The 26,284-nt window shown below is 37.7% G+C and carries 19 protein-coding genes; 17 read left to right on the top strand and 2 right to left on the bottom strand.

Translation table 11 applies throughout. The features are described from left to right. The first annotated feature begins 29 nt into the window (after positions 1-29). From fbaA to SOLCA_RS11305, 14 genes are all read left to right on the top strand, one after another. Entirely contained in the window at positions 30-1,121 is a 1,092-nt protein-coding gene (fbaA, locus tag SOLCA_RS11370; protein WP_014680594.1) for a class II fructose-bisphosphate aldolase, read from the top strand. 342 nt (positions 1,122-1,463) lie between these two features. After that, a complete protein-coding gene (locus tag SOLCA_RS11365; RefSeq protein ID WP_014680593.1) occupies positions 1,464-1,649 on the top strand; it encodes a type II toxin-antitoxin system HicA family toxin in 186 nt (61 codons plus the stop codon). Positions 1,650-1,659: 10 nt separating this feature from the next. After that, on the top strand, positions 1,660-2,058 hold the full coding sequence (locus SOLCA_RS11360) for a hypothetical protein (RefSeq protein ID WP_014680592.1): 399 nt from the start codon (positions 1,660-1,662) through the stop codon (positions 2,056-2,058). 231 nt (positions 2,059-2,289) lie between these two features. Continuing rightward, positions 2,290-4,143 (top strand): glycoside hydrolase family 13 protein, encoded by a 1,854-nt coding sequence (locus SOLCA_RS11355; protein WP_014680591.1) that lies wholly within the window; start codon positions 2,290-2,292, stop codon positions 4,141-4,143. A gap of 188 nt (positions 4,144-4,331) precedes the next feature. Further along, positions 4,332-5,003, top strand: a complete 672-nt coding sequence (gene pgmB, locus SOLCA_RS11350; RefSeq protein WP_014680590.1) for a beta-phosphoglucomutase — start codon at positions 4,332-4,334, stop codon at positions 5,001-5,003. 170 nt (positions 5,004-5,173) lie between these two features. Next, on the top strand, positions 5,174-7,495 hold the full coding sequence (locus SOLCA_RS11345; protein ID WP_014680589.1) for a glycoside hydrolase family 65 protein: 2,322 nt from the start codon (positions 5,174-5,176) through the stop codon (positions 7,493-7,495). Positions 7,496-7,522: 27 nt separating this feature from the next. Beyond that, positions 7,523-8,233, top strand: coding sequence for an SDR family oxidoreductase (locus tag SOLCA_RS11340; protein WP_014680588.1), 711 nt, complete (start codon positions 7,523-7,525; stop codon positions 8,231-8,233). Positions 8,234-8,297: 64 nt separating this feature from the next. Next, the gene (locus SOLCA_RS11335) at positions 8,298-10,142 is read left to right on the top strand and encodes an alpha-amylase family protein (RefSeq protein WP_014680587.1); all 1,845 of its coding nucleotides are present in this window, start codon (positions 8,298-8,300) and stop codon (positions 10,140-10,142) included. 111 nt (positions 10,143-10,253) lie between these two features. Beyond that, a complete protein-coding gene (locus tag SOLCA_RS11330; RefSeq protein ID WP_014680586.1) occupies positions 10,254-11,603 on the top strand; it encodes an MFS transporter in 1,350 nt (449 codons plus the stop codon). Between the two features lie 157 nt (positions 11,604-11,760). Beyond that, the gene (locus SOLCA_RS11325) at positions 11,761-12,348 is read left to right on the top strand and encodes a hypothetical protein (protein WP_014680585.1); all 588 of its coding nucleotides are present in this window, start codon (positions 11,761-11,763) and stop codon (positions 12,346-12,348) included. A 300-nt stretch (positions 12,349-12,648) separates the two neighbouring features. Beyond that, positions 12,649-13,071 carry a GNAT family N-acetyltransferase gene (locus SOLCA_RS11320; protein WP_014680584.1) on the top strand — a complete coding sequence of 141 codons (423 nt, stop codon included), beginning with the start codon at positions 12,649-12,651 and terminating at the stop codon, positions 13,069-13,071. 43 nt (positions 13,072-13,114) lie between these two features. After that, on the top strand, positions 13,115-14,530 hold the full coding sequence (locus SOLCA_RS11315; RefSeq protein WP_042481163.1) for an alpha/beta hydrolase family protein: 1,416 nt from the start codon (positions 13,115-13,117) through the stop codon (positions 14,528-14,530). A gap of 29 nt (positions 14,531-14,559) precedes the next feature. Beyond that, positions 14,560-15,456: a LysR family transcriptional regulator gene (locus SOLCA_RS11310; RefSeq protein WP_014680582.1), complete on the top strand. Its 897-nt coding sequence runs from the start codon at positions 14,560-14,562 to the stop codon at positions 15,454-15,456. A gap of 76 nt (positions 15,457-15,532) precedes the next feature. Continuing rightward, entirely contained in the window at positions 15,533-16,465 is a 933-nt protein-coding gene (locus tag SOLCA_RS11305) for a YeiH family protein (protein ID WP_014680581.1), read from the top strand. Positions 16,466-16,679: 214 nt separating this feature from the next. Here SOLCA_RS11305 and SOLCA_RS11300 read toward each other — a convergent pair whose 3' ends face one another. Beyond that, positions 16,680-17,735 (bottom strand): class I fructose-bisphosphate aldolase, encoded by a 1,056-nt coding sequence (locus tag SOLCA_RS11300; RefSeq protein ID WP_014680580.1) that lies wholly within the window; start codon positions 17,733-17,735, stop codon positions 16,680-16,682. 168 nt (positions 17,736-17,903) lie between these two features. Next, complete coding sequence (locus SOLCA_RS11295; protein ID WP_014680579.1) at positions 17,904-20,414, bottom strand: cation-translocating P-type ATPase; 2,511 nt, start codon at positions 20,412-20,414, stop codon at positions 17,904-17,906. Positions 20,415-20,563: 149 nt separating this feature from the next. Between SOLCA_RS11295 and SOLCA_RS11290 the strand changes: the two genes are divergently transcribed. From SOLCA_RS11290 to SOLCA_RS11280, 3 genes are all read left to right on the top strand, one after another. Continuing rightward, entirely contained in the window at positions 20,564-21,367 is an 804-nt protein-coding gene (locus tag SOLCA_RS11290; protein WP_014680578.1) for a 5'-nucleotidase, lipoprotein e(P4) family, read from the top strand. A gap of 41 nt (positions 21,368-21,408) precedes the next feature. Next, positions 21,409-23,010 (top strand): DUF6377 domain-containing protein, encoded by a 1,602-nt coding sequence (locus SOLCA_RS11285; RefSeq protein WP_014680577.1) that lies wholly within the window; start codon positions 21,409-21,411, stop codon positions 23,008-23,010. A gap of 284 nt (positions 23,011-23,294) precedes the next feature. Then, positions 23,295-26,270 carry a SusC/RagA family TonB-linked outer membrane protein gene (locus tag SOLCA_RS11280; RefSeq protein WP_014680576.1) on the top strand — a complete coding sequence of 992 codons (2,976 nt, stop codon included), beginning with the start codon at positions 23,295-23,297 and terminating at the stop codon, positions 26,268-26,270. The last annotated feature ends 14 nt before the right edge of the window (positions 26,271-26,284 follow it).

Genomic DNA, 26,284 nt, shown 5'->3' with positions numbered 1-26,284 from the left:
TAATTCTCTATTAACAAAACTATTCTCGTATGTCAAACCAGACACAGACCGCTATTGCAAAAGGCGTTTTACATGGTGATGCGGTTCAGGAATTATTTGAATTAGCAAAACAACATCAGTTTGCTTTACCTGCAGTGAACACTATCGGAACTGATACTATTAATGGTGTAATGGAAGCTGCTAAAGCTGTAAATTCTCCAGTTATTATTCAGCTTTCAAACGGTGGAGCTCAATTTTATGCCGGTAAATCACTAAATAACGACAATTTGCAAGCTTGTGTTGCAGGAGCCGTTTCTGCAGCTCAGCATGTTCACTTGTTAGCTGAAATGTACGGTGTATCTGTAATACTTCACACAGACCACGCAGCTAAAAAATTATTGCCTTGGATCGATGGCATGTTGGTTGCAGGTGAAAAATTCTATGCTCAACATGGCAAACCATTGTTCTCGTCGCACATGATCGATCTTTCTGAAGAGCCATTACATGAGAACATTGAAATCTGTAAAACTTACCTAGAGCGCATGAGCAAAATGGGTATGACTTTAGAGATTGAATTAGGTGTTACAGGTGGAGAAGAAGACGGTGTTGATAACTCGGATGTTGATAGTTCTAAACTATACACGCAACCTGAAGAAGTTGACTTCGCTTACACTGAGTTAAGCAAAATCAGCCACCGCTTTACTATTGCAGCTGCATTTGGTAACGTTCACGGCGTTTATAAACCAGGTAACGTTAAGCTTTCTCCGGTTATTCTTAAAAACTCTCAGGATTTCATCAAAGCAAAGCACAATTTAACAGCTGAAAAACCTGTTAACTTTGTATTCCATGGTGGATCAGGTTCATCGCAAGCAGAAATTCGTGAAGCAATTTCTTACGGAGCAATCAAAATGAACATTGATACCGATTTGCAATGGGCATTCTGGGAAGGAATCTTGAATTTCTATAACGACAAAAAAGATTACTTACAAGGACAGATCGGTAACCCAACAGGTGAAGACGCTCCTAACAAAAAATATTATGATCCACGTGTTTGGTTACGCAAAGGCGAAGAAACTTTCGTTAAACGTTTAATCCAGGCATTTGAAGATTTAAATGCAAAAGACGTACACGGTCGCGTTTAAATTTATACCAAGATTACAACAAAGAAGGCTTTCCAGAAACGGAAAGCCTTCTTTGTTAGTAACCATTTCCCCAAGTTATACATACCAAGCACTCAGCTCTTATTAAAGAGAAGGTCATTAAGACAGAGCAACTCCATTTTACATTCCGAGCGCTCCCTTCTCCTTAAGGAGAAGGGCCGGGGATGAGGTGATTCTTTAGGCAGGTAACATTTATTCAGTATCATAGTTAAATAGTTTACACGATTTTTTGAATTGTATAATTCTATTAATACAAAACTTTACGTATGAAAATATTTTTAATAAGTAGTAAAAATACTACCTTTGTATTATCCGTTCTTTCTAATGAAATCATCTGAGTTGCATCGCTTAATAAAGCGAAATGGTTGGATTTGCATACGATCCGAAGGCAGCCATTACATTTATCAAAAAGATGATCGAAATTACCCTGTGCCATTTCATGGTTCCAAAGAGGTAGGTAAAGGATTGGAGATGAAAATTAAAAAAGAAATGAAGCTGATACTGTATTAATCGTTTTAACATGAAAAAAATAACTGTTATTATAGAAAGAAGTGCAGATAGTTTTTCTGCTTATGCCCAAAATATTGACGGTGTATATGGAATGGGAGACACTGTATCCGAAGCAAAAGAATCTGCCCTGAATGGTATTAAATTATTAAAGGAGTATAATGATTCTGAAAATGTACCAGAAATATTAAAAGGGCCATATGAAGTCATTTTTAAGATGGACATTGAAAGTTTCTTTAATTATTACAATGGCATATTTACAAAAGCAGGATTGGAGAAAATAACAGGTATTAATCAACGACAATTGCAACATTATTCATCGGGATTAAAGAAACCACGTTCAGAACAAAAGAGAAAAATTGAAACAGCATTGCATAATTTAGGACTAGAGCTCATGTGTTTAGAACTATAATTTGAACAAATAAATCATAGTTGATTATTAAGAAGTTAGGTGGATTGAAAAAAGGTATTTAAACCCTGAACTGAATAAAAATATCAGAAAATTTGCTCCCAATAGTAAAAATAATCAACTCATTTACAGCTACTTGAGCTTTTACTCTTTTTTCATTTTTAATAAAATACGTATACTGCTTGAAATATATTTATATATTAGTGTCCTTTTAACACTTTATAAACAGCCAGTATGAAGTATTTTGAACGATTACTCCTGTGCCTATTGGCAGGAGTGACAATGAATGCGTATGCCCAAACCGCTCCACTAAAGCGCGTAGAACCGGCCTTTTGGTGGTCGGGAATGAAAAATTCCAAACTTCAGGTTTTATTGTATGGGGATAATATTGCCTCAGCAACCGTTACAGCAAAGTATCCCGGATTAACCCTGAAGAAAGTAAGCAAAGTTGAAAACCCCAACTATCTTTTTGTCGATTTTGAAACTGCAGCTGCAAAACCTGGAAAGTTTGATATTATTTTAAGTTTTCCTGGTGGAGCTAAAACAACTTATGCTTATGAGTTGAAACAGCGAGCAAATGACGGTAAAAAAGCCCAGGGAGTTACATCAAAAGATCTTATTTACCTTTTAATGCCTGATCGCTTTGCCAATGGAGACGTTAGCAATGACAAGGTAAACGGTATGCGAGATATGTCTCTTAGCCGTGATTCTTTATATACTCGTCACGGAGGCGATTTGCAAGGTGTCATCAATAATCTTGATTACCTGAAAGACCTTGGAATAACAGCTATTTGGATGACTCCAGAGGTGGAGAACGATCAAAAAAGTGCCTCTTATCATGGTTACGCTGCAACTGATTTCTACAAAATTGACCCTCGTTACGGTACTAATGAATTGTATAAATCATATGTAGAAAAATGCCATGAAAAAGGATTAAAAGTAATTAAGGATGTGGTTCCAAATCATTGTGGAAGTGAAGCTTGGTTTATGCATGATCTTCCTATGAAGAGTTGGGTGCATGAATGGCCTAAATTCACACAAACTACTTACAAAGATCAACCTGCAATGGATCCATACCGCAATGATATGGATTGGAAACTACAGGTGGATGGGTGGTTTGTACCTACAATGCCAGATATGAACGAGAGTAATCCGTTTGTGGCAAACTATCTTACCCAGAATTATATCTGGTGGATCGAATATACAGGACTCGACGGTTTCAGAATAGATACATTTCCCTATAACGATCTGCAGTTTATGGCAAATTGGATGGAAGCTGTTCGGGCAGAGTATCCAAAATTTAGCATTTTTGGGGAAGCGCTGGTAAACAGCGTGGTAAGTCAGGCTTTTTACACAGAAGGAGCCACCGTCAATCAAAAGGTTGATACGAAACTAAAAGGTGTAACGGATGTTGCACTTAAAAACGCTATCTATGAAACGTTAAATGGATCATTTGGTTGGACCAATGGAGTTAACAGACTTTATGATGTTCTTTCACAGGATTTTATCTATAAAAATCCTGAAAATAATGTGATATTTATGGATAATCATGATATGAGCCGTTATTTTTCGATGGTAGGGCAAAACTTTGATAAATATAAATCAGGGTTAGCCATATTGTTTACAACCAGAGGTGTTCCGCAAGTATATTATGGTACTGAAATTTTAATGAAAAACTTCTCTAACCCGGATGGATGGGTTCGTGAAGATTTTCAAGGAGGCTGGCCTGGTGATAAACAAAATAAATTTACCGCTGCTGGTCGTACGGCTTTTGAAAATGAGGCTTTTACATTTTTCAAAACATTAGCTAACTACCGGAAAACAAGTGATGCTTTACAGAATGGAAAGTTAATGCAATATGTACCAGAGAATGGTATTTACGTTTACTTCCGATATACAAATAGTCAGACTGTGATGGTTATCGTTAATACAAATGATACTCCGCAGACACTAAACACTAAGCGTTTTACTGATCGCATAAATAGCTTTTCAACAGCCAAAGACGTGGTAAGTGGTAATCAACACAATAAAATAGAAGAAATTAAACTACCTGCAACGAGCACATTAGTGTTGGAGTTGGGGAAATAATTGAATGAGATGTGAGATATCAGATGTGAGATATAATATATAAACGAGTCTCAAATCCCATATCTCAAATCTCAAATCTAAAAAAGAGATGTGAGCTATCAGATTTGAGATATTAGACCTATAACGTATTATATAAGCAAGTCTCAAATCTCATATCTCAAGTCTCAAATCTAAAATCTAAAAAAAATATGACAAAATTATCCGCCTGCATATTTGATCTTGATGGAGTGATCGTCGACACAGCAGTGCATCATTATAAAGCATGGAAACGCCTGGCCAATTCGCTTGGATTTGATTTTTCTGAACACCAGAATGAGCAATTAAAAGGAGTAAGCCGAGTAAGATCATTAGAAATTATTTTAGCGCTTGGAAACTATGTAGCTACTTCTGAGGAAAAAGAAAAAATGGCCGCTCAAAAAAATGACTGGTACTTGGAGTTAATTACACAGATGACCCCGGCTGATATTTTGCCCGGCGCTAAGGCATTTGTGGAATCGGTTCGTGAAGCCGGATTAAAAACGGCCATTGGTTCTGCCAGCAAAAACACAATGACCATTTTGATGAAGATCGGTATGGATAAACATTTCGATGCGATTGTGGATGGAAATAAAGTGACAAAGGCCAAACCAGATCCGGAAGTTTTCTTGAATGCAGCCAAAGAATTAAATGTTAACGCAACAGAGTGTGTGGTATTTGAAGATGCCATTGCGGGTATTGAAGCAGCTAAAAATGCTGCTATGCGTTGCGTAGGAATCGGTCAGCCTGCTGTTCTTACAGAAGCAGATACCGTAGTGTCATCTTTAGCTGAAATTACCTTAGAAGAGGTAAGATCGTTAAGTGCTTACACGCCAAAATCTTAATAAATAAATTAGTAAAATATAAAACAGCCAATTATGCAGGAGCTCAGCGATCAGTTTTAGAACTAAAACTACAGACGGAAAGATTTTAAAAAACAGCCAGCTTTATTTAATTTCTGTTAATAGTATAAAAAATCTAAAATACAGACGACTGACCCAAAACAATCAGAGTTATGAAACAGTATCTTGAAGTGAACGAGTGGAGCATCGTTGAGAACGGTTTCCACCGTGAGCATAATAAGATTTCAGAAAGTGTTTTCAGTTTGGGTAACGGCCGATTTGGGCAACGCGCAAACTTTGAGGAAGACTTTACAGGGGAAACTATGTTGGGTAATTACATTGCAGGTGTTTATTATCCAGACAAAACCAGAGTGGGATGGTGGAAAAACGGTTATCCGGAATATTTTGCCAAAGTATTAAATGCCACCAATTGGATTGGGATTAAAATTGAAATTGAAGGGGAAAATTTTGATCTGGAGCATTGTGAAGTCTCCAATTTTCGTCGTGAATTAAATATGCGCGAAGGATTCTTAGCAAGGAGTTTCAATGCAAAACTGAAAAATGGTAAGGAAGTAAAAGTATCAACCCTCCGTTTTTGCAGTATTGTAAATGATGACTTAGGTGCTATCCGTTACGCTATCACACCAATAAACTTTTCCGGAACGGTAAAATTCACTCCTTATTTGGATGGTGATATTAAAAATCAGGATGCAAACTATGATGAGAAGTTTTGGGAGCAAATAAGCAAGGAAACAGGTGAAGGCAATGCTTACATTACTTTAAAAACCAAGAAAACGGGATTTGAAGTGTGTACAGGTATGCACTTTCATCTTACACAAAATAGTATTCCTGTTAATGCTTCAATTCAACCTATAGAGCGGGAAAAATTTGTAGCTAATGAGGTTGTTGTTAATGGTAAACAAAATGAAGAAACGGTGCTGTACAAGTATGCAGCCAATGTGTCTTCTTTAAATTATTCATCGACAGACCTGGTTTCTGCCTGCAAAAAAGCAATAGCAGTTGCCGTTGAAAAAGGGTTTGATCAATTACTGAAAGAACAGGCTGATGCTTGGGTTGCCAAATGGGACGAATCGGATATTGTGATCGAGGGCGATGCTGCAGCTCAGCAAGGTATTCGTTTTAATATATTTCAATTAAACCAAACGTATACAGGCGAGGATGAACGTTTAAATATCGGTCCGAAAGGTTTCACCGGAGAAAAATACGGAGGTAGTACTTATTGGGACACAGAAGCATATTGTGTGCCTTTCTATCTTGCTACTGCCGATCAGCGTGTAGCGCGTAACTTGTTGTTATACCGTTACAAACAACTCGACAGAGCCATTGAAAATGCCGAAAAATTAGGGTTTAAAGATGGCGCGGCATTGTATCCGATGGTAACCATGAACGGTGAAGAATGCCATAATGAATGGGAAATCACTTTTGAAGAAATTCACCGTAATGGGGCTATTGCTTATGCAATTTACGATTACATTAGGTATACTGGTGATGAAGCTTATTTAGCTGAAGCAGGTGCAGAAGTATTAACAGGCATTGCTCGTTTTTGGTCGCAGCGTGTAAACTGGTCGGAAGCTCGTCATAAATATGTTATGTTAGGTGTAACCGGACCTAACGAGTATGAAAATAACGTTAATAATAACTGGTATACCAACTACATTGCATCATGGTGTATGGAGTATGCTTCGTATGCATTGAAATATGTAAGTGAACATGCTCCGGATACTTACAATGCGTTGATTTCAAAAATCAACTTCACACCTAAAGAAGCGGAGAAATGGGAACATATTATTGATAATATGTATTTTCCTGAAGATAAAGAACTAGGTGTATTCTTGCAGCAAGATGGTTATATGGACAAAGAGCAGATTCTTGTACAGGATCTCCCTGCGTCTGACCGTCCTTTAAATCAAAAATGGTCATGGGACCGTATCTTGCGTTCATGCTTTATTAAACAAGCGGATGTATTGCAAGGCTTGTTCTTCTTTGAAGATCGTTTTGATACCGAAACATTACGTAGGAATTTTGATTTTTATGAACCCCGTACCGTGCATGAGTCGTCATTGTCGCCATGTGTGCATGCTATTTTAGCTGCGAAGTTAGGTGATGAAAAACGTGCCTATGAATTTTACCTGCGTACTTCACGCTTAGACCTCGACGATTACAATAATGATACGGAAGATGGTTGTCATACTACCAGCATGGCCGGTACATGGATGGCTGTTGTACAGGGGTTTGGTGGAATGCGAGTGAAAGATGGACAAATGTATTTTGCTCCGTTTATTCCGGGTAAATGGGCTTCGTTTTCATTCAAAGTGGGTTTCCGTGGTGCCTTATTAAAGATTAAAGCACATAAAGCAGGTGTAACTATTCAAAATCAAAGTGATAAAGCAGTAACGCTGTTTGTTTACGGACAAGAATATACGGTTGCGGCCGGCAGTGAAGTTGAGGTAAAGAAAACCGAAGTTCACGCCTGATCGAAAGATTATTTTATTTATCAATATATGACAAAAAAAGCTGCTATAATAACGGGTGCAACAAGAGGAATTGGACGCAGTACAGCGTTTACTCTTGCCCGTAAAGGGTTTAACGTGGTATTAGTTGGCAGAACTTCTGCAGATTTAGATGTGCTTGCTAATGAACTGGCTAATGAAGGTTTGAGTGCCTTGCCAATTAAAGCGGATGTTTCGCAAGAGGCTGATGCGCTAATGGTTGTAGAGAGGACGCTTGCTGAATTTGACGAGATCAGTTTGTTAGTAAACAATGCGGGGATTGGAGTTTTCTTGCCTGCCGATCAATTGGAAACAACGGATTGGGATACTGTTATGGATACCAATGTTAAAGGCACTTTTTTAATGAGTAAGGCCGTAGTTCCATACATGAAAGCCAATAAAAGCGGTCATATTATCTCCATTGCTTCAGATGTGTCAAAACGCACGTTTGAAACCGGGTCTCTGTATTGTGCAAGTAAATATGCACAGGATGCTTTCTGTTCGGGTTTACGTAAGGAAGTCCGCCGATATGGCATCAAAGTAAGTGTAATTTATCCAGGCTTGGTAGATACTTATTTTCACGCAAATGGTCCGGGTACCGATGAGGGTAAAACATGGCTGATGCCTCAGGATATTGCAGATGCTATCGCTTATGTGGCTACAGCTCCAAAACATGTTGTAATTGATGAATTGATGATCCACCCGATGTCGCAGGAATATTAATGGAGAATGTTTGCCAACTCGTTTCGGCACATTCTCTGATTCTATTATTATTTAGATCGATGCAATGTATAAGTTTATAATTGCCGTTCTTATTACAGTGTTTGGTAGTCAACTTACAAATGCGCAAACAATGAATGCAAATACATCATCAGAAAAGATAACTGATAATAAACTGATCATTTATCAGATGATGACGCGCTTGTTTGGGAATACCAATACCACCAATAAGTTTTACGGTTCTAAAGACGAAAATGGTGTAGGTAAGTTTAATGATATTTCAGCAAAGGCCCTTGCCGAATTGAGGAAGATGGGTGTTTCGCATGTTTGGTACACAGGAGTGATCGAACAAGCAACAATGACCGATTACTCAGCAAAGGGAATAAAAATGGACGATCCTGACGTGGTAAAAGGTCGCGCAGGATCACCATATGCTATTAAAGATTATTATGACGTTAATCCCGATCTGGCTGTAAATACAGCCGATAGAATGAAGGAGTTTGAGGCGTTAATTGCCAGAACTCATGCTGCAGGAATGAAAGTGATTATCGATTTTGTTCCAAATCATGTAGCTCGCACTTATTATTCGGATGTAAAGCCTTCAGGAGTTATTGATTTGGGAGAAAAGGATGACAAATCGAAAGCGTTCGACCCTAATAATAACTTTTATTATTTGCCTGGACAATCACTGATTGTCCCTGATGGCTATAATGCCGGCGGCACTGATTTTAAACATTCGTTAAAAGACGGAAAGTTTAATGAAACTCCGGCTAAGGCAACAGGAAATGATGTCTTTTCTGCAACTCCATCCATTAATGATTGGTTTGAAACAGTAAAGTTGAACTACGGTGTTGATTATCAGAATAACCGTGCTGAACATTTTGATCCAGTTCCCAATACATGGAAACAAATGAAGGATATTTTGTTGTATTGGACGGCCAAAGGCGTAGACGGATTTAGGTGCGATATGTGCGAAATGGTTCCGGTTCAGTTTTGGAATTATGCAATCAGCGAAGTGAAAACCACTAAGCCTACTATCAAATTTATTGGCGAGGCTTATGATCCTAAGGTTTATCGTAAATATATTGAACAAGGGAAGTTTGATTATTTATATGATAAGGTAGGTTTGTATGATACATTAAAATATGTGATTCAGCATAAATCGAATGTAGAGGCTATAAGTCAGGCGAGAGTAAAAGATATCAATGGTATAACCTCGTATATGCTTAACTTCCTGGAAAATCATGACGAGCAACGCATTGCAAGCAAGGGTTTTGCCGGAGATGCTAAAAAAGGCATTCCGATGATGACCATTAGCTCTACCATCTCAAGCGGTCCGGTAATGATTTACTTTGGACAAGAAGTAGGAGAGCCAGGGTTAGGTGTAGAGGGCTTTGGAGGAGAAGACGGTCGAACCACTATTTTTGATTATTGGGGAGTTCCGGAACATCAGAAATGGGTAAATAACGGAAAGTTTGATGGTGGAAACCTAAGCCCCGATCAGAAAAAATTACGAGCTTTCTACAGCAAATTATTAAATGTTAGCAGCAATGAAAAAGCCATTCGTGAAGGTCAGTTTTACGAATTACAATCGGCAAATGATAACGGCAAAAGCAGCGGTTATAATCCTTACCTGAATTATTCCTATTTACGATTTACAGACAAGGAACGTGTAATGGTGGTCAATTCATTTGATCAGTCGGTAAATATGAATGCTGTTATTAAATTCAGCAAAGATGTTTTCCAGTTGATGAAATTGGATGAAAACAAAGAATACACCTTCACAGACCTTTTAGGTTCGGGTTATAAAGTAAAAGTAAAAGGCGTTGATTTAATCAGTGAGGAAAATAACAAAGGAGTACCGGTTAAAATGCCGTTTTTAAATAGTATGATTTTGAAAATAGAATTGTAGCTAATAGCCACCGGCTATTAGTAATTAGCCATAATACTGCTAATAGTCAGTGGGTAGCACCTGAAATTATGAATATTATTAGCTAACCTAGCAATAAAAACAACCAAGTATATGAGTTTAACAGATATTAAAATAGTAAAAGAAAAACCTCATCTTTCATTTTGGCAAATCTTCAATATGAGTTTTGGTTTTTTGGGCATTCAATTTGGATTTGCACTGCAGAATGGAAATGCATCTCGTATTTTACAAACATTTGGAGCTGATGTAGAGCATCTTTCATTATTTTGGTTAGCTGCACCATTAACAGGAATGATAGTGCAGCCCATAATTGGACACTACAGTGATCACACCTGGAATAAACTCGGACGAAGACGTCCCTATTTTCTGGTAGGTGCCATTTTAACGGCTTTGGCCTTAGTACTAATGCCTAATTCACCTGCATTGGCTACTGTTTTGCCTCCAATTATGATAGGTGCCGGGCTTTTGATGATCATGGATGCATCTATAAATGTAGCCATGGAGCCTTTTAGAGCTTTAGTTGCAGACAACCTACCTAATAGTCAGCGAAGCATTGGTTTCTCCATTCAGACATTCCTAATTGGAGTAGGGGCCATTATAGGTTCTGCTTTACCTTATATTCTTTCCAATTGGTTTGGCTTTGCTAAAACGGATGCACAAGGCATTATCCCACAAAATGTAAAATGGTCGTTTTATATAGGAGCAGCAATTCTAGTGATTTCTATTATTTGGACGATTATTTCCACAAAAGAATATTCACCTGAAGAACGTGCTTCCTTTGAAATGGATGAAAGTGAAAAAGAAAAAGGAAGTTTCTTTGATATTTTTACAGACTTTGCAAATATGCCCAAAGCCATGAAGCAACTAGGTTTAGTTCAGTTTTTCTCGTGGTTCGCTTTATTTTCAATGTGGGTATTTACAACACCTGCTGTAGCTCAGCATATTTATAATCTGCCTGTTACTGATACCAAATCGGATGATTATGCTAATGCAAGTAATTGGGTAGGTGTTTTATTTAGTGTATATAATGGTGTTTCTGCTGTATATGCACTATGTTTGCCATATATATCAAAAAGAATAGGGCTTAAAAAGACACACGCATTTTCATTGATCACCGGAGGGCTAGGATTACTATCTATTTTTATATTTAAGGATCCTAAGTTGTTAATTATATCCATGATTGGTGTTGGATTTGCATGGGGAAGTATTTTAGCAATGCCTTACGCTATTTTGTCCGGATCACTACCTGCAAAAAAAATGGGGGTATATATGGGCATTTTTAATTTTTTCATTACTTTTCCACAAATAGTAAATGGCTTTTTTGGTGGATTTATTGTAAAACATTTATACAATGGACAGGCAATTTATGCTATTGTAATTGCGGGAGTTTGTATGTTATTAGGAGCTCTCAGTGTTTTGAGAGTGAATGATGAATCAAGATAATGAATCTTCCATAAGGTTTATTGATTAATGGTAGGAAGCCGCCCTTTTGAGGCGGTTTTCTTTTTTGTAGATAATTGTTAAAAAATACAGATCTGATCTCGCTTAAATATTCCTTTCATTTTATTTATTTGCACAAAAATTAACTAGCAATATTTTAATGAAATTCTACTCTACCCTAATTCTATTCTTATTCTCTATTTCTCTGATTTCTTGTAGCAAAGACGAAGATGACACAACTCCATTAGAAGGGGAGTATAAGTTTATTGGTGTAACTGCTGATATGTATAGTTCAAATGAAATGAATGTTGAGGGAGCTATGCAAAAAGCAGTGGCAAAAATGGCTTATGTATCCGATAAAAACAGTGGTTCTATCAATTTTGTAGGAGCAAGAGTGGTAGCAAGAGGTATTTCATATCATATAAAAACAACGTTGTATGGAGAAGGCTATGTTGATGGTGAATTAGTGGACACCACGCAAGAGACTGTGGATTTAACTATGCCGCTTGCAAGTTCTGAAGCGAAATTTAAAATGATAGGGACCGATTCTATTTATTTTGAATCAGGTTCAATTTTTATGAGTAGTAACAATCCTAAGGCAAGGCCCACGGGTGCTAAACTGAGATACGAAGGTGATAAAATTATTTTGGATATGATTATTAATGATACTCAAAATGTAACTCAAAATGATGTTAAAGTGGTATCTAAAACTAATAACAAAGTAAAAATAACTCTTCAGCGTAAATAACTAAGAGAATAAATAAAAAAAAGCGAGCAGTTTCAGGTAAAATCGAAACTGCTCGCTTTCTAAATACGCTATCCGAAAAGTAATTCCCCATTAGTAGCCCACACTAATTGATCGGTTCGATAATTATTCTAGCAACCAATTAGTATGCTTAAATTAATTACTCTACACTGCTGATAATTAACCTATAATCGGTTATTGCAAAATTTTTACAAAAAGTTAATGTCTAAACATCGATAAAAACTGTGTCGATATATTCTAAATGGCTATTTTTAGACGTTTAATATTACAAGCGATTCTCAAATGATAACAGTTAAACAAGCCCATTCTCGAACCGACCTTGATGCTGTTTTTGCTATTAGAAGGAAAGTATTTGTTGATGAACAAAAGGTGCCTGCCGATCTTGAATACGACGAGTTTGATGATGAAGGAGCTACTCATTACCTGGCAGATTTAGATGGTAAAACAGTAGGAGCGGCACGATGGATAGTGACCGATGAAGGCTATAAATTACAACGTTTTGCTGTTCTACCGGAGGCTAGAGGAAGTGGAGTTGGTTCTGCATTACTAATGAAAGTATTGGAGGATATTCCTGCTGATGGAAAGAAAATCTACCTTCATTCACAAGAATCTGCAACTGGTTTATACTTAAAACATGGCTTTGTAATAGAAGGCGATCGTTTTGAGGAAGCTGGTATTGGTCATTACAAAATGAGTAAAAAGTAGGAGTTTGAAATAGTTAATAGTTATGCCCAATTACCAAACTTCTATGCTTAAAAGAATACCGTCTCTAATTATATTATTATTTGCTTCATTATCAGTATCATCCCAATCACTTGATATCGTAGGTGGTTGGTATGGAGTGGCTAATATCGGAAATCAGCTTCGATTAAATCTGTATATCTCGCGTGAGAATGATAAGTTAAGGGCAAACATGGATAGTCCTGACCAAAAAGTGTTTGGAATTCCGGTTGATGAGATCACCTTAAATACGGATACACTTACCATTAAAATACACCGTATTGGTTTTTCCTACAAGGGAATCTATAATATTGCACGCCAAACTATTGTCGGTCAGTTTATGCAATCGGGATTTGTGAAAGAGTTGAGCTTCGGTAGAGAAGAAATTCAGGCTGTTTTAAAGGCTGAAGATGCTCAAGATAAAGCACAAGAACTTCCTTATTATAAGGAGGAGATTGTGTTCAGAAATAAAAAAGATAAGATCGATTTCTCAGGTTCTTTTACTCGCCCTAAAGGATCAGGAAAATATCCGGCAGTTGTTTTAATTTCCGGTTCCGGTCCCCAAGATCGTGATGAGACCATTTCCGGACATAAGCCATTTTTTGTTCTTTCGGATTACCTTACCAAACAGGGTTTTGCGGTATTAAGATATGACGATCGCGGATTTGGAAAATCATCAGGGACTTTTTCAACTTCATCTCTTTACGGTTTTGCTGATGATGCGAGAGCTGCTTTTGCTTACCTGAAAAGTCGTGCTGATGTTGATGCTACTAAAATTGGTTTAATTGGTCACAGTGAGGGAGGTTATATTGCTTCAATGATTGCTGCTGATAATAAAGAAATTGCCTTTATTGTTTTGTTGGCTGGTCCGGGAACAACAGGAAAGGAAGTTTTGTTGACACAAACCCGTATACTTATGGAGGCCGGTGGGGCAGAAGAGAGTAGGATAAAAACGGAAGAGAATACGATCAGAAAGGCTTCTGCAGTAATATTTTCGGATAAGGACTCAATAGCTCAAGCTCATGAACTTAAGACCATTTTTGAAGACTACTGGACAAAGATTCCTGAATCAGATAAAAGCAATCAGGCTTATTCTGAAGGGTTTGTAAATAGCCGCGTAAAGATCTGGCAATCATCATGGTTTTCAGAGTTCGTAAAATTCGATCCAAAACCTTATCTTGAAAAAGTTAAATGTCCTGTATTAGCTATAAATGGTACTAAGGATTTGCAGGTAGAATATAAATCGAATTTATCTGCGATCCAATCCGCTTTAGAAAAAGGAGGCAATCAACGTGTTACATTTGCTGCCATGGAAAACCTGAATCACTTGTTTCAGACTGCTCAGAAAGGTACTGTTGACGAATATGCTTTTATCAAAGAAACCATTTCTCCCAAAGCATTAAAACTAATTGGCAAGTGGATGAAGCAGGAAACAGGGAAGTAATTATAAACTTTCAGGGTTGATTTTTTAATATGCTCGATTTCAGATACAAGGTTTTTTATGCAGTTGCCCGTAATTTAAGCTTTACCAAAGCGGCTCATGAACTATTCATAACGCAGCCTGCTGTCACCAAGCACATTAAAGAACTGGAGTCGATTTTAGAGCTCAGGTTATTTGAGCGAACCGGCACAAGGATCAATTTAACTGATGGTGGAAAAATATTGGTCGATTATTGCAAATCGGTTTTAGCGATTGACAAACAACTTTCTTATGATCTAGGCTTATTGAAAGAGAAAGTAAGTGGGTCAATTAGGGTTGGTGCCAGTACCACAATAGCACAGTATGTTTTACCGCCGGTTTTAGCTGCTTATCATGAGCGTTTTCCGGATATAAAGATTAATCTGTTGAGTGGTAATACGCAATATATTGAAGAGCTTTTGATCAAAGGAGAAATAGATGTAGGAGTGGTTGAAGGAGTATCTCACCGAACGGAACTTCATTATAGAACATTGCTCAAAGATGAGTTAATCCTTGTATGCCATCGTAATAACACGAAAGCTCCTCAAAAAGAAATAAGCATAAGCGATCTTAAATCCTTGCCTTTGGTAGTTCGGGAGCCGGGTTCCGGAACATTTGAAGTGATCGAATATGCATTGGAAGAGAAGAAAGTAAAAACCTCAGATCTTTCCATTGTCATGAAATTAGGCAGTCCAGAAAGTATAAAGTCATTTCTCTCACATTCTTCCTGTTTTGCCTTTTTATCAAAACTAACCGTTGAGCAGGAATTGGCGAACGGAGTGTTTAAATACATAGGTGTCAAAGATTTACAAATAACCAGAAGTTTTCAACTAATAACGTTGATAGGTCAAACAGATCGGCTTTCTGAGCGATTTCAGCGGTTTTTAATGAATTATTATAACTTTAAGTAATGGGTTATAGTAATTGATGATTTGATGCAGTTATGATAAGGTTCTACTTTCGCAACTGTAATCAATCAATAATTTAATGCAAAAATCTTCCTTACGTCTTAAAAAAATCATTTTCATTTGTTGTGGTTTAGTCTGTGTAACTCCCTTTGTTGATTCCTCTATCGCTCTATTAGCAGGAATAGTAATCGTAAATATTATTGGTAATCCCTTTGAAGAAAAAACAGCTTCATTAATGCATCAGTTATTAAAGCTTTCTGTTATTGGATTGGGATTTGGTGTGAACTTTCATGAAGCGATCAAAGCAGGAGAAAGTGGTTTAGTAGTAACCATATTTTCTATTTTTATAACTATCAGTTTAGGTTTGCTTCTGGGGCGTTTTTTTAAAACTGAAAAGAAAACTTCCTTAATGATTTCAAGTGGTACTGCTATTTGCGGAGGCAGCGCCATAGCGGCCATTTCACCGGTAATTAAAGCCGACTCTAAACAAATTTCAATGGCTTTGGGTGTGGTCTTTTTATTGAATTGTGTTGCTCTGTTTATTTTTCCTGCCATAGGGCATTATTTTAAACTCTCTCAAGAACAATTTGGTCTTTGGGCAGCCATTACAATACATGATACCAGTTCGGTGGTTGGAGCTGCATCAAAATATGGGAATGAAGCATTGCAGATTGCCACAACAGTAAAGCTTTGTCGTGCTTTATGGATCATCCCGGTTTCACTTATTTTTTCTTACTTGTTCGGTGGCGATAAGAAAAAGGTTACTATCCCTTACTTTATTATAGGTTACATAGTTGCCATGTTGTTAAGTACCTATTTACCTCAATTGCATGAGATATCAACAGAAATTTCAAAAGTGTCAAAATTAGGATTCAGCGGAACCTTATTCCTTGTAGGGACCGGATTGTCAAAAGAAGCCCTGAAACATGTAGGTCTGAAGCCTTTACTGCAAGGTATCCTAACGTGGGTATTTATTTCAGTTGTGGCATTGGTGTATTGTATGGGGTTATAGATTAACTTGTTACGGGTTACGAGTTTCGGGTTTCGGGTTGCGAGTTTCGGGTTAGCAGTTTATGCGAAATTGATTAATTTTCAAATTATATGTTTTTTATGCACTACATAATTCGCAATCAATAATCAATAATCAATAATCAATAATCAATAATCAATTAACCCATAACACGCAACTCATAATCCGTAACACGCAATCCGTAACTCGTAATCAATTAAGCTATCGTAATCTCTTCTGACAGGTAGACATCTTGCACGGCATTTAATAACGAAATACCTTCCTTCATTGGGCGTTGAAATGCTTTTCGTCCCATAATTAAACCTTGTCCGCCTGCTCTTTTGTTGATTATGGCAGTTGTAATGGCTTCAGCCTTGTCGCTGGCTCCTTTGGATTCCCCGCCGGAGTTAATCAATCCAATTCGTCCTGAATAGCAGTTAAGCACCTGGTAGCGACAAAGGTCGATCGGATGGTCTGAACTTAATTCGGAATACATTTTAGGATTACTCTTCGAAAAATTTACTGCTGTAAAACCACCGTTGTTTTCAGGTAACTTTTGTTTAATGATATCAGCCTGGATGGTTACACCTAAGTGGTTAGCTTGTGAGGTAATATCAGCCGAAACATGGTAGTCAACTCCATCTTTTTTGAAGGCATTGTTTCGGGCATAGCACCATAATACGGTAGCCATTCCCAATTCATGTGCACGTTCAAATGCTGCGGCAATTTCAATGATCTGACGTGATGATTCTTCAGAGCCAAAGTAAATAGTAGCACCAACGGCAACAGCTCCCATGTTCCACGCGTCTTCTACACTTCCAAATAAAATCTGATCGAATTTGTTCGGATAAGTAAGCAATTCATTGTGATTGATCTTTACTAGGAAAGGAATTTTGTGTGCATATTTCCTTGAAACGGAAGCTAAAACTCCAAATGTGGAAGCAACTGCATTACAACCACTTTCAATGGCCAGCTTTACAATGTTTTCCGGATCAAAATAAATCGGGTTTGGAGCAAAAGACGCCCCTGCAGTGTGTTCAATTCCCTGATCGACTGGTAAAATAGATAAGTAGCCAGTATCGGCTAATCTTCCGTGCCCATAAAGTGTTTGAATATTTCTTAATACCTGGTTCGATCGGTTACTTCCACTAAACATTCGGTCAACAAAATCAGGTCCGGGCAAGTGCAGCGTTTCCTTTGAAACTTTGGGCTGATGATTTAACAAAAATTCGGCATTATCGCCTAAAACTTCATTAAGAGTTTGGAGAGACATAGTATAAAGTTAAATTGATTGATAACTTAAGTTAGTACATATCTCGCAAAGCCGCAAAGGTGCCAAGAATTATTTTTTGATGAATTAAGATTATCTCGCAAAGCCGCTAAGGATTATGTAGACTTGCAAGAAATCTTTTGAAAAGACTTTGCGTCTTTGAGTGCTATCTCATCTTGCCTGTATCCTTTTAACGAGCTTATAAGCCTCAAACGGAATAATTGATGCAGCAGCCACAATAACACATCTTAACAATAATATCCATTCTGGTTTTTCGAATGCAAAAAGATTCAATAAAAACGGAATTTGCACCATGGCAATTAAGGCCAGAACTGTAACTCCTATTATTACAGGGATAAGATTATTCTTATAACGAAGTGTGTAAATAAATGAATAATAGAAGGAACGATTTGCCAACGTCAGAAACACGTTAGACAGGATCAGAGTTACGAAAACCAATGTACGTGTTAAATTCTCACTGAAACCATTTGCAACACTGAACTGATACAGATACAAACAGCCCAATGTTATTGCCAGTCCCTGAAATATGCTAATGTTTAGTTCCTTAAAGGATAAAAATGTTTCCGTCATATTTCTTGGCTTTGAAACCATTAAGTTTTTCTCAATAGGTTCATTCTCATATATGACAGAACAGGTTGGTCCCATTACCAACTCCATAAAAATAACGTGTATCGGACTAAAGATATTGGGGTACAACCAGCCCAAAAATAAGGGAAGGGCAACAGTAAGGATGATAGGTATATGAATGGAAATAATGTATTGGATGGCTTTTTTGAGGTTACTATAGATTTTACGTCCCATAGCAACTGCGTTAACCATGCTACCCAAATCGTCATTGGTTAAAATGAGCGAGGATGCATTCTTAGCAATTTCGGAACCTCGTTTTCCCATTGCAATACCAATGTGAGCAGCCTTTAAGGCCGGACCGTCATTTACTCCATCTCCGGTCATTGCTACAATTTCTCCATTGGACTTTAAAGCGTTAATGATGCGAAGCTTCGCTTCCGGAAACATTCTGGTAAAAAGATTAGTGGTTTTTACACGTTCACGAAGTTCTTCATCACTTAAATCCATCAGCTCTTTTCCATTTAACGAATTTTCAATACCCTGAAAACCTGCTAATCGAGCAATGGCACCTGTCGTTTCGGCATTATCACCTGTAATGATTTTAACCTTAATACCCGCCTTATAGAAGCCCTCAAATGTTTGCTCAATATTTTCTTTCGGCGGATCAAAAAATGCCACCAACCCTATAAAATTAAACTTAAACGCCTGTTGTTGCTGCGGAAAATTATCACCCTCAAACGAAGCTTCAGCAACTGCCAGTACACGATATCCCTGAGCCGCTAATCCACGTGCTATTCGAAGAACCTTTTGGATTTCATCCGGAGAAAGATCGCATGACGGTAACACACCTTCAACAGCTCCTTTTGCGGCAATGATCCGATGTTTCTCTGCATCCTCAAAGATATGCGTCATCATGGGCGGTTTTCCAGACAGCGGATATTCATGGTACATACTGAAAGCACTTCGTTTATCTACAGAAGTCACATTCCCATAAGCTGCATGTAATGATTTTTCCATTGGGTCGAAAGGAATCGGCTCGCTTGCCCACATGGCTATTTCTATTACTTTTTCAGCTTCGAGGGTATTAAATTGTTCAGGCAAATAAACATGGTGATTGGTAATGGCATAAATCCGGGACAATTCCATTCGGTTTTCTGTAATCGTTCCTGTTTTATCGGTACATATAACGGTAGCAGATCCTAAGCTTTCAACAGTTTGGGTTTGTTTAACCACAATGCCCATATTGCTTAAGCGCCAGGCACCTAGGGCCATAAAGGTGGTAAAGGCAACAGGAATTTCTTCAGGCAGTATTGACATGGCCAGCGTAAGGCCTTTTAATAAACTTTCGGGTAAGCTTAATCCGTTCAGAAAATTGATAAGCCACACCAACAGAAATACAATTATGCCCCCAATGGCCATTTTCTTTACAAAATTTCTGATCTGTAATTGTAAAGGAGTGGCCTCAGGTTTAATCTCGGCAAGTGATTTACCGATTTTCCCTAACTGCGTATTACTTCCTACTGCCGTAACTCTTAAAATAGCCAAGCCCGATACAACGGTACTTCCCTGGAAAAGTTCATTATTATCTGTATCGCTATTTTTTTGTAATGAAAATGATTCTCCTGTTAAAATAGATTCATTAACCGAAAAATCGTTGGAGTGAATAATTCTCCCATCAGCTGCAACCATATCACCTTCTTCAGCAATTAGTAAGTCGTCTACTACTATATCTTCTGTTGCGATAGGCTGAAGCTTTCCGTCGCGGATAACCTTTGATTGGGGTGAGGTGAGTTTCTTTAAGGCATCTAAGGCTTTTCGACTTTTTGAGTCTTGCCAGATGGAGATTGTGGCAACAAGTACAATGGCACCTAACAGGAAAAAACCTTCCTGCATTTCTCCCATCACAAAATATAATATAGATGCGGCAACTAAAATAAGGAACATAGGCTCCAGTACCGCGTCTTTTAATGCATGTAAAAATCCCCCTGATTCTTCATGGTTAGAGTCATTGCTGCCGTGTTTTTTTCTAGAAATAATAACCTCAGGTTCACTTAATCCTTTATCTGCAATGGGCAGAGATGTTATTTTGGACATAGATGGTTGTCGTTTGGAATCCTGAGAAAGTTATCATTTTTTGAGGTGCTTAACGAAACGGAGTGTAAAATGGAATTGGTATTAATAAATTGGCTATTATCGGTAATTCTGTATTAGAACCTTAAATTTGCCGGCTAAAACTGTGATTAATGAAAAAGATTTTTGTTCTCCTTTTTGCCATTTCTTTGGGAAATTTTGCCTTTGCCCAGGAAACTACCGCTCCGGTAATGCATCAGGTCTCTGTCGAAGAATTAAAAACGTTTTCAGTGTTATATACTCAGAAAGCAGCAGAATACCGGGCTTTGTGTTACCAGGCATTTAATTCGGCCAAATGGACATTAGAAAAGGATCTGAAGCATAAAAAAAGAAAAGAGAAATGGGCGATAATTACCGATTTGGACGAAACAATTATCGATAACAGCTATTTCAATGCACAGTTGATTAAGGAGGGTGTTGATTTTACGGAAGCAAAATGGAAACAATGGACAAACCTTTCAGCTGCAACTGCTGTACCTGGTGGTGTTGAGTTTTTACAATGGGCAGCATCTAAAGGAATTGAAATATTCTATATCAGTAATAGAGATACAAGTGAAGTTACTACCACCGTAATAAATCTGAATAAACTGCAATTACCTAATGCGGATGCAGCTCATTGTTTATTCCGCTCCAATAAATCGAATAAGGAAGATCGTCGTCATAAAGTTGCTGAAAACCATAAAATTGTGATGTTGATGGGTGATAACCTGAATGATCATGCTGAAGTATTCGAAAAGAAGCCAGTTGATGAGCGTTTTGCTGAGACAGATAAGGCTAAAGAACAATGGGGGCATCGGTACATTGTGTTACCGAATGCATTTTACGGTGAGTGGGAAAATGCTTTATATAACTACCAACGAAACCTTAGTATTGAACAACGTAAAAAAATATTGATGGATTTGTTAAAAGGATTTTAACTTAGTCGGCTGTACACAGCCAATTTAAGTTTGATTTCCTCATGAAGCATTTTTTAGCCACTATTATTGGATTATTATGCGCGCTCTCCACATTTGCAACCTCAACAGACAGCTTATTTAATGAGTTGAATGCGGCGTTAGTTAAAAAGAAAGAATACGAGGCTATAAAGCTTAAACGGATTGATGAACTAAAACAATCGCTCAGAAAAGAGCAAAATCCGACTGCGCAACAACTTTATAATGGCTACTCTTCGCTTTATGAAGAGTACAAAACCTTTAATTACGATTCTGCATTCTATTGCGCCAAGCAATTGGAAAAGGTTGCGCCACAATTAAACGATAAAGCCAAAATTGAAGAGGTAAAACTGAAAATAGGTTTTATCCTGCTTTCATCAGGAATGTTTAAGGAAACCTATGATGTATTGCAGTCTATCATCCCTTCATCATTAAATAAAAAAGAGAGAGTCGAATTTTTCTCGTTGCAAGCCCGCTATTACTTTGATTTAGCCGATTTTCATAAAGACAAATACTTTACCGCAGCGTACAATCAAAAAGGAAATGATTTTGCTGATTCAGCGATGGCTTTATCAGATCCTGCCTCGTATGATTATTTATCGCTTCAAGGTCTTAAAAACCTTCGTAATGGCGATATGAAAGCGGCAACAAAAAGCTATGAGCAGATCATGAGCTTTAAAAACTTAACACCACACCAGTTTGCTATTAATGCAAGTAGCCTAAGTTTTATTTATGCTTATTCTGGACATGAAAAAGAGTCGGTTGATCTGTTGGTTAAAGCTGCAATTGCCGATGTAAAATCAGCCACTAAAGAAACGGTGGCGATCTTAAATCTGGCCGATATCTTATATAAAAAGGGAAATACACAAACGGCTTATGATTATATAAAGCAGGCGCTGGAAGATGCAACCTATTACGGTGCCCGTCACCGTGAAATTCAAATTGGGGCCATTTTACCTATCATTGAAGGACAACAATTGAGTACGGTTGAGCATCAACGTAAGTTATTACTTGGATATTCTATCCTGGCTACCGTTTTGTTCTTGATGGTGGTTACGTTTATTGTAATCATCTTTAAACAACTTAAAAAATTAAAAGTTGCTGATAAGATCATCAAACTGGCGAATGAAAATTTACAGCATACAAATGATTTGCTGAAAGAGGCCAACAAAATTAAGGATGAGTACATTGTGTATTACTTTAATGTATGTTCTGAATATATAGACAAGCTGGAGCGATTGAAGAAATCAATTGAGCAAAAGCTGCTAATGGGTAGGGGTGACGACCTTAAAACTACATTAGCAAAGGTCGATCTGCATAAAGAACGAGAAGGACTTTTCTTGAGCTTCGATAAAGTGTTTCTGAAATTGTTCCCCAACTTTGTTCAGGGATTTAATTCATTGTTTAAAGAAGAAGACCGGATGAAAATCGAAGACGGTCAGTTAATGAATCCAGAACTCCGAATTTTTGCCCTCATTAGAATTGGTATTACGGATAATGACCGAATCGCAAAAATATTGGATTATTCAGTCAATACCATTTACGCCTACAAAACCCGTATCAAGAAAAAATCGCTGGTCTCCAATGATGATTTTGAAGAATACCTTATGAAGATCCAGTCGGTGTGAGCTTAGCTTTTAGTCATAATCCTAACTAAAAACTAATAGCTAACGGCTAAAAGCTACCAGCTATCATCAATATTTTTGTTTTAAAAATCGATATTTCACTGATATGAACTTGGTGTAGTTTTCTGAAGATCAATAGTTTATATTTTGTATAAACTATATTAATCTATATTGCCCTCTATACTGATTGTATTCAATCCGTTTCCTCATTTCTTTTGATTCTGCTTAGCACAACCAAATGTGCGGGCAAAAAAAAGTTACGACCAATTTTTAATGTATTACAACCAATGAGAAAACTCTACTTACTTAAGTACGGTGCTACCTTGTGTATGTTATTAGTTTCGCTGATAACATTTGCACAGACAGGAACACTCACCGGTCGTGTTTTTGACGACACGAATCTGCCAATGCCTTTTGCCGGGGTAACCATAAAAGGCACCAAATTATCTACGGGAACCAATGTAGACGGTATTTTTAAATTTACAGGATTACCACTTGGGCAACACACGGTAGTGGTTAATTCAATGGGATTTGAAGTTTTAGAAAAAACAATCAATGTAACGGCTAATACCAATATCACACTTTATTTAAAAGCCTCTGCAACTTCATTGAATGAGGTAGTTGTTATTGGTTATGGAACAAAGAAAAAAGATGACCTTACCGGAGCGGTAGGGACGCTTTCTAATAAAGAGTTTAATGCTGGTGCAGTAAATTCTGTTCAGGAGGCGATTTCTGGACGTATTGCGGGTGTTACCGTAACCTCAATCAGTGGAGCACCTGGTAATACATCAACTATCCGTATTCGAGGTGGAGCTTCTTTAAATGCTAGCAATGATCCGCTGATCATTATTGATAACGTTCCGGTTGATAACACTCCGATCGGAGGTTCTCCTAACATTTTATCATCCATAAATCCTAACGATGTGGAAAATGTAACCGTTCTTAAAGATGCTTCTGCTACAGCTATTTACGGTTCACGAGCATCAAACGGTGTTATCTTGATCACCACTAAAAAAGGTGGCGAAAAATTTAAAGTTACTTACGGATTAACAACATCATTGGCAACTGTTCCAAATAAAGTGGCAGTTTATACAGGAGATGAATTTAGAGCTTTGGTTAATAAAATTTATGCTGGTCAGCAGCCTGTATTGTCACTTTTAGGAACTGCCAATACCGATTGGCAAGATGCTATTTATCAAAATGCGTTTGGTCAGGATCATAACGTAGGCGTTTCAGGAACCTGGAAGAAAATGCCTTATCGTGTTTCATTAGGTTATAATAATACCGATGGAACGCTGAAAACGTACAATTTTGAAAGAACAACTTTAGCAATTAATGCAAATCCAACATTCCTTAAAAACTCCTTGAAACTCAATTTCAACGTAAAGGGAATGTATAACAATAACAATTTCGCTGATCAGGGAGCAATTGGTAATGCTGTATACTACGATCCAACAAAGCCTGTATACAATGGCAATGAACGTTGGAGAGGTTTCACCACCTGGACGCAGGATAATACCTTGAATGGCAACCCTGTTCCTTTGGCAACACCAAACCCTGTTGCACAGTTAGAATTAACAGATAATACATCAACTGTTAAAAGAAGTATTGGAAATGCCCAAGCAGATTACCAGTTTCCATTCTTAAAGGAATTACGTGCTAACCTTAACTTAGGTTATGACTATACGATATCTCAAGGTCATAATAACGTTAAGGACAGTACACAATGGGTAAATTCTCCTGCCGTTTCAGGAGGTAGAATTAATCCATATGAAGAAAGACGCCGCAATCAGTTATTGGATTTCTACCTTAATTACTCAAAAGAGGTAAAGAGTATCCAAAGTAAGATTGACGTGATGGGCGGTTATTCGTGGTCGCACTTTTATAGAGAAGGTGCAGATTCGAGCATGAACGTTACTAAAACCGCTAAGGGCGAGCCTAATATCTACAGTTCTGAGTATTACCTGGTTTCTTTCTTCGGCCGTTTAAACTATACGTTTAAAGATAAATATTTGGTAACCTTTACCTTGCGTGATGATGCGACTTCTCGTTTTGATGCAGATAACCGTTGGGGCTTGTTCCCATCAGTTGCTGTTGCCTGGAAGATCAATGATGATTTCTTTAAAAATAACAAAACCATCTCAGACCTTAAGCTGCGTGTTGGGTACGGTACAACCGGACAACAAGATTTAAATAACGGCAATAATTATCCTTATTTGGCTAAATACACGATCAGTGATAATACCTCACGTTACCAGTTCGGGAATTCATTTTACAACACCTTACGTCCGGATGGTTATGATGCAAACATTAAATGGGAATCTACCAATACAGCCAACATCGGTTTAGATTATGGATTCCTTGATAACCGCATCACCGGTACTTTAGATTTCTATCAGAAAAAAACGAACGATCTGCTAAGCATTGTGGATGTGCCAGCAGGAACCAACTTCTCAGCCCGTGTGCTTACCAATGTTGGGGACATGGAAAACAAAGGAGTTGAATTCACTTTAAATGCAAAAATACTTACAAAATCTGCTTTGAAATGGAATGTGAATTATAACATTTCTTACAATAAGAACGAAATCACCAACCTGAGTTTAACAGGTGATCCAAACTATCAAGTATTGGTAGGAGGAATTGCCGGAACCACTTCCGGAACAATTCAGGTACAGAAAGTAGGCTATCCTGTTAACTCCTACTTTGTGTATGAACAAGTGTACGATCGTGATGGAAAACCTATGGAAGATGTGTATGTAGACCGTAACAATGATGGTATCATCAACAGCAGCGATCTGTATGTATTCAAAAAGCCGGACGCAACAGTATTGATGGGTATCGGAACCAATTTATCTTACAAACGTTGGGATTTCTCAGCATTCGGAAGATTAAGCTTGGGTAACTACAATTACAATAACGTAGCGGCTAACAGCACCTACAGAGGATTTTATTCAACACTGGGTTATTTAAGCAACCAGACTATGTCGGCCTCAGATACCCGTTTCATGACTGCATTGAAAACCAATACATCAGATTATTATATCCAGGATGCCTCTTACTTCCGTTTGGACAATATCAGCTTGGGTTACCGCCTGCCAGCTTTATGGAATAACAAAGTGAACCTGAGAATTAATGCCAATGTGCAGAATGTATTCGTGATCACTAATTATGACGGCTTGGATCCTGAGATCAGTGGAGGTTTGGATAATAACTTCTACCCACGTTCAAGGACATTCCAATTAGGTGTTAACTGTGATTTTTAATCATCAATAAGCTT

This window comes from Solitalea canadensis DSM 3403, assembly GCF_000242635.2.
Lineage (GTDB): Bacteria > Bacteroidota > Bacteroidia > Sphingobacteriales > Sphingobacteriaceae > Solitalea > Solitalea canadensis.
Note: the sequence above shows the minus strand (reverse complement) of the source record. Positions and strands in the feature narration are given on the sequence as shown.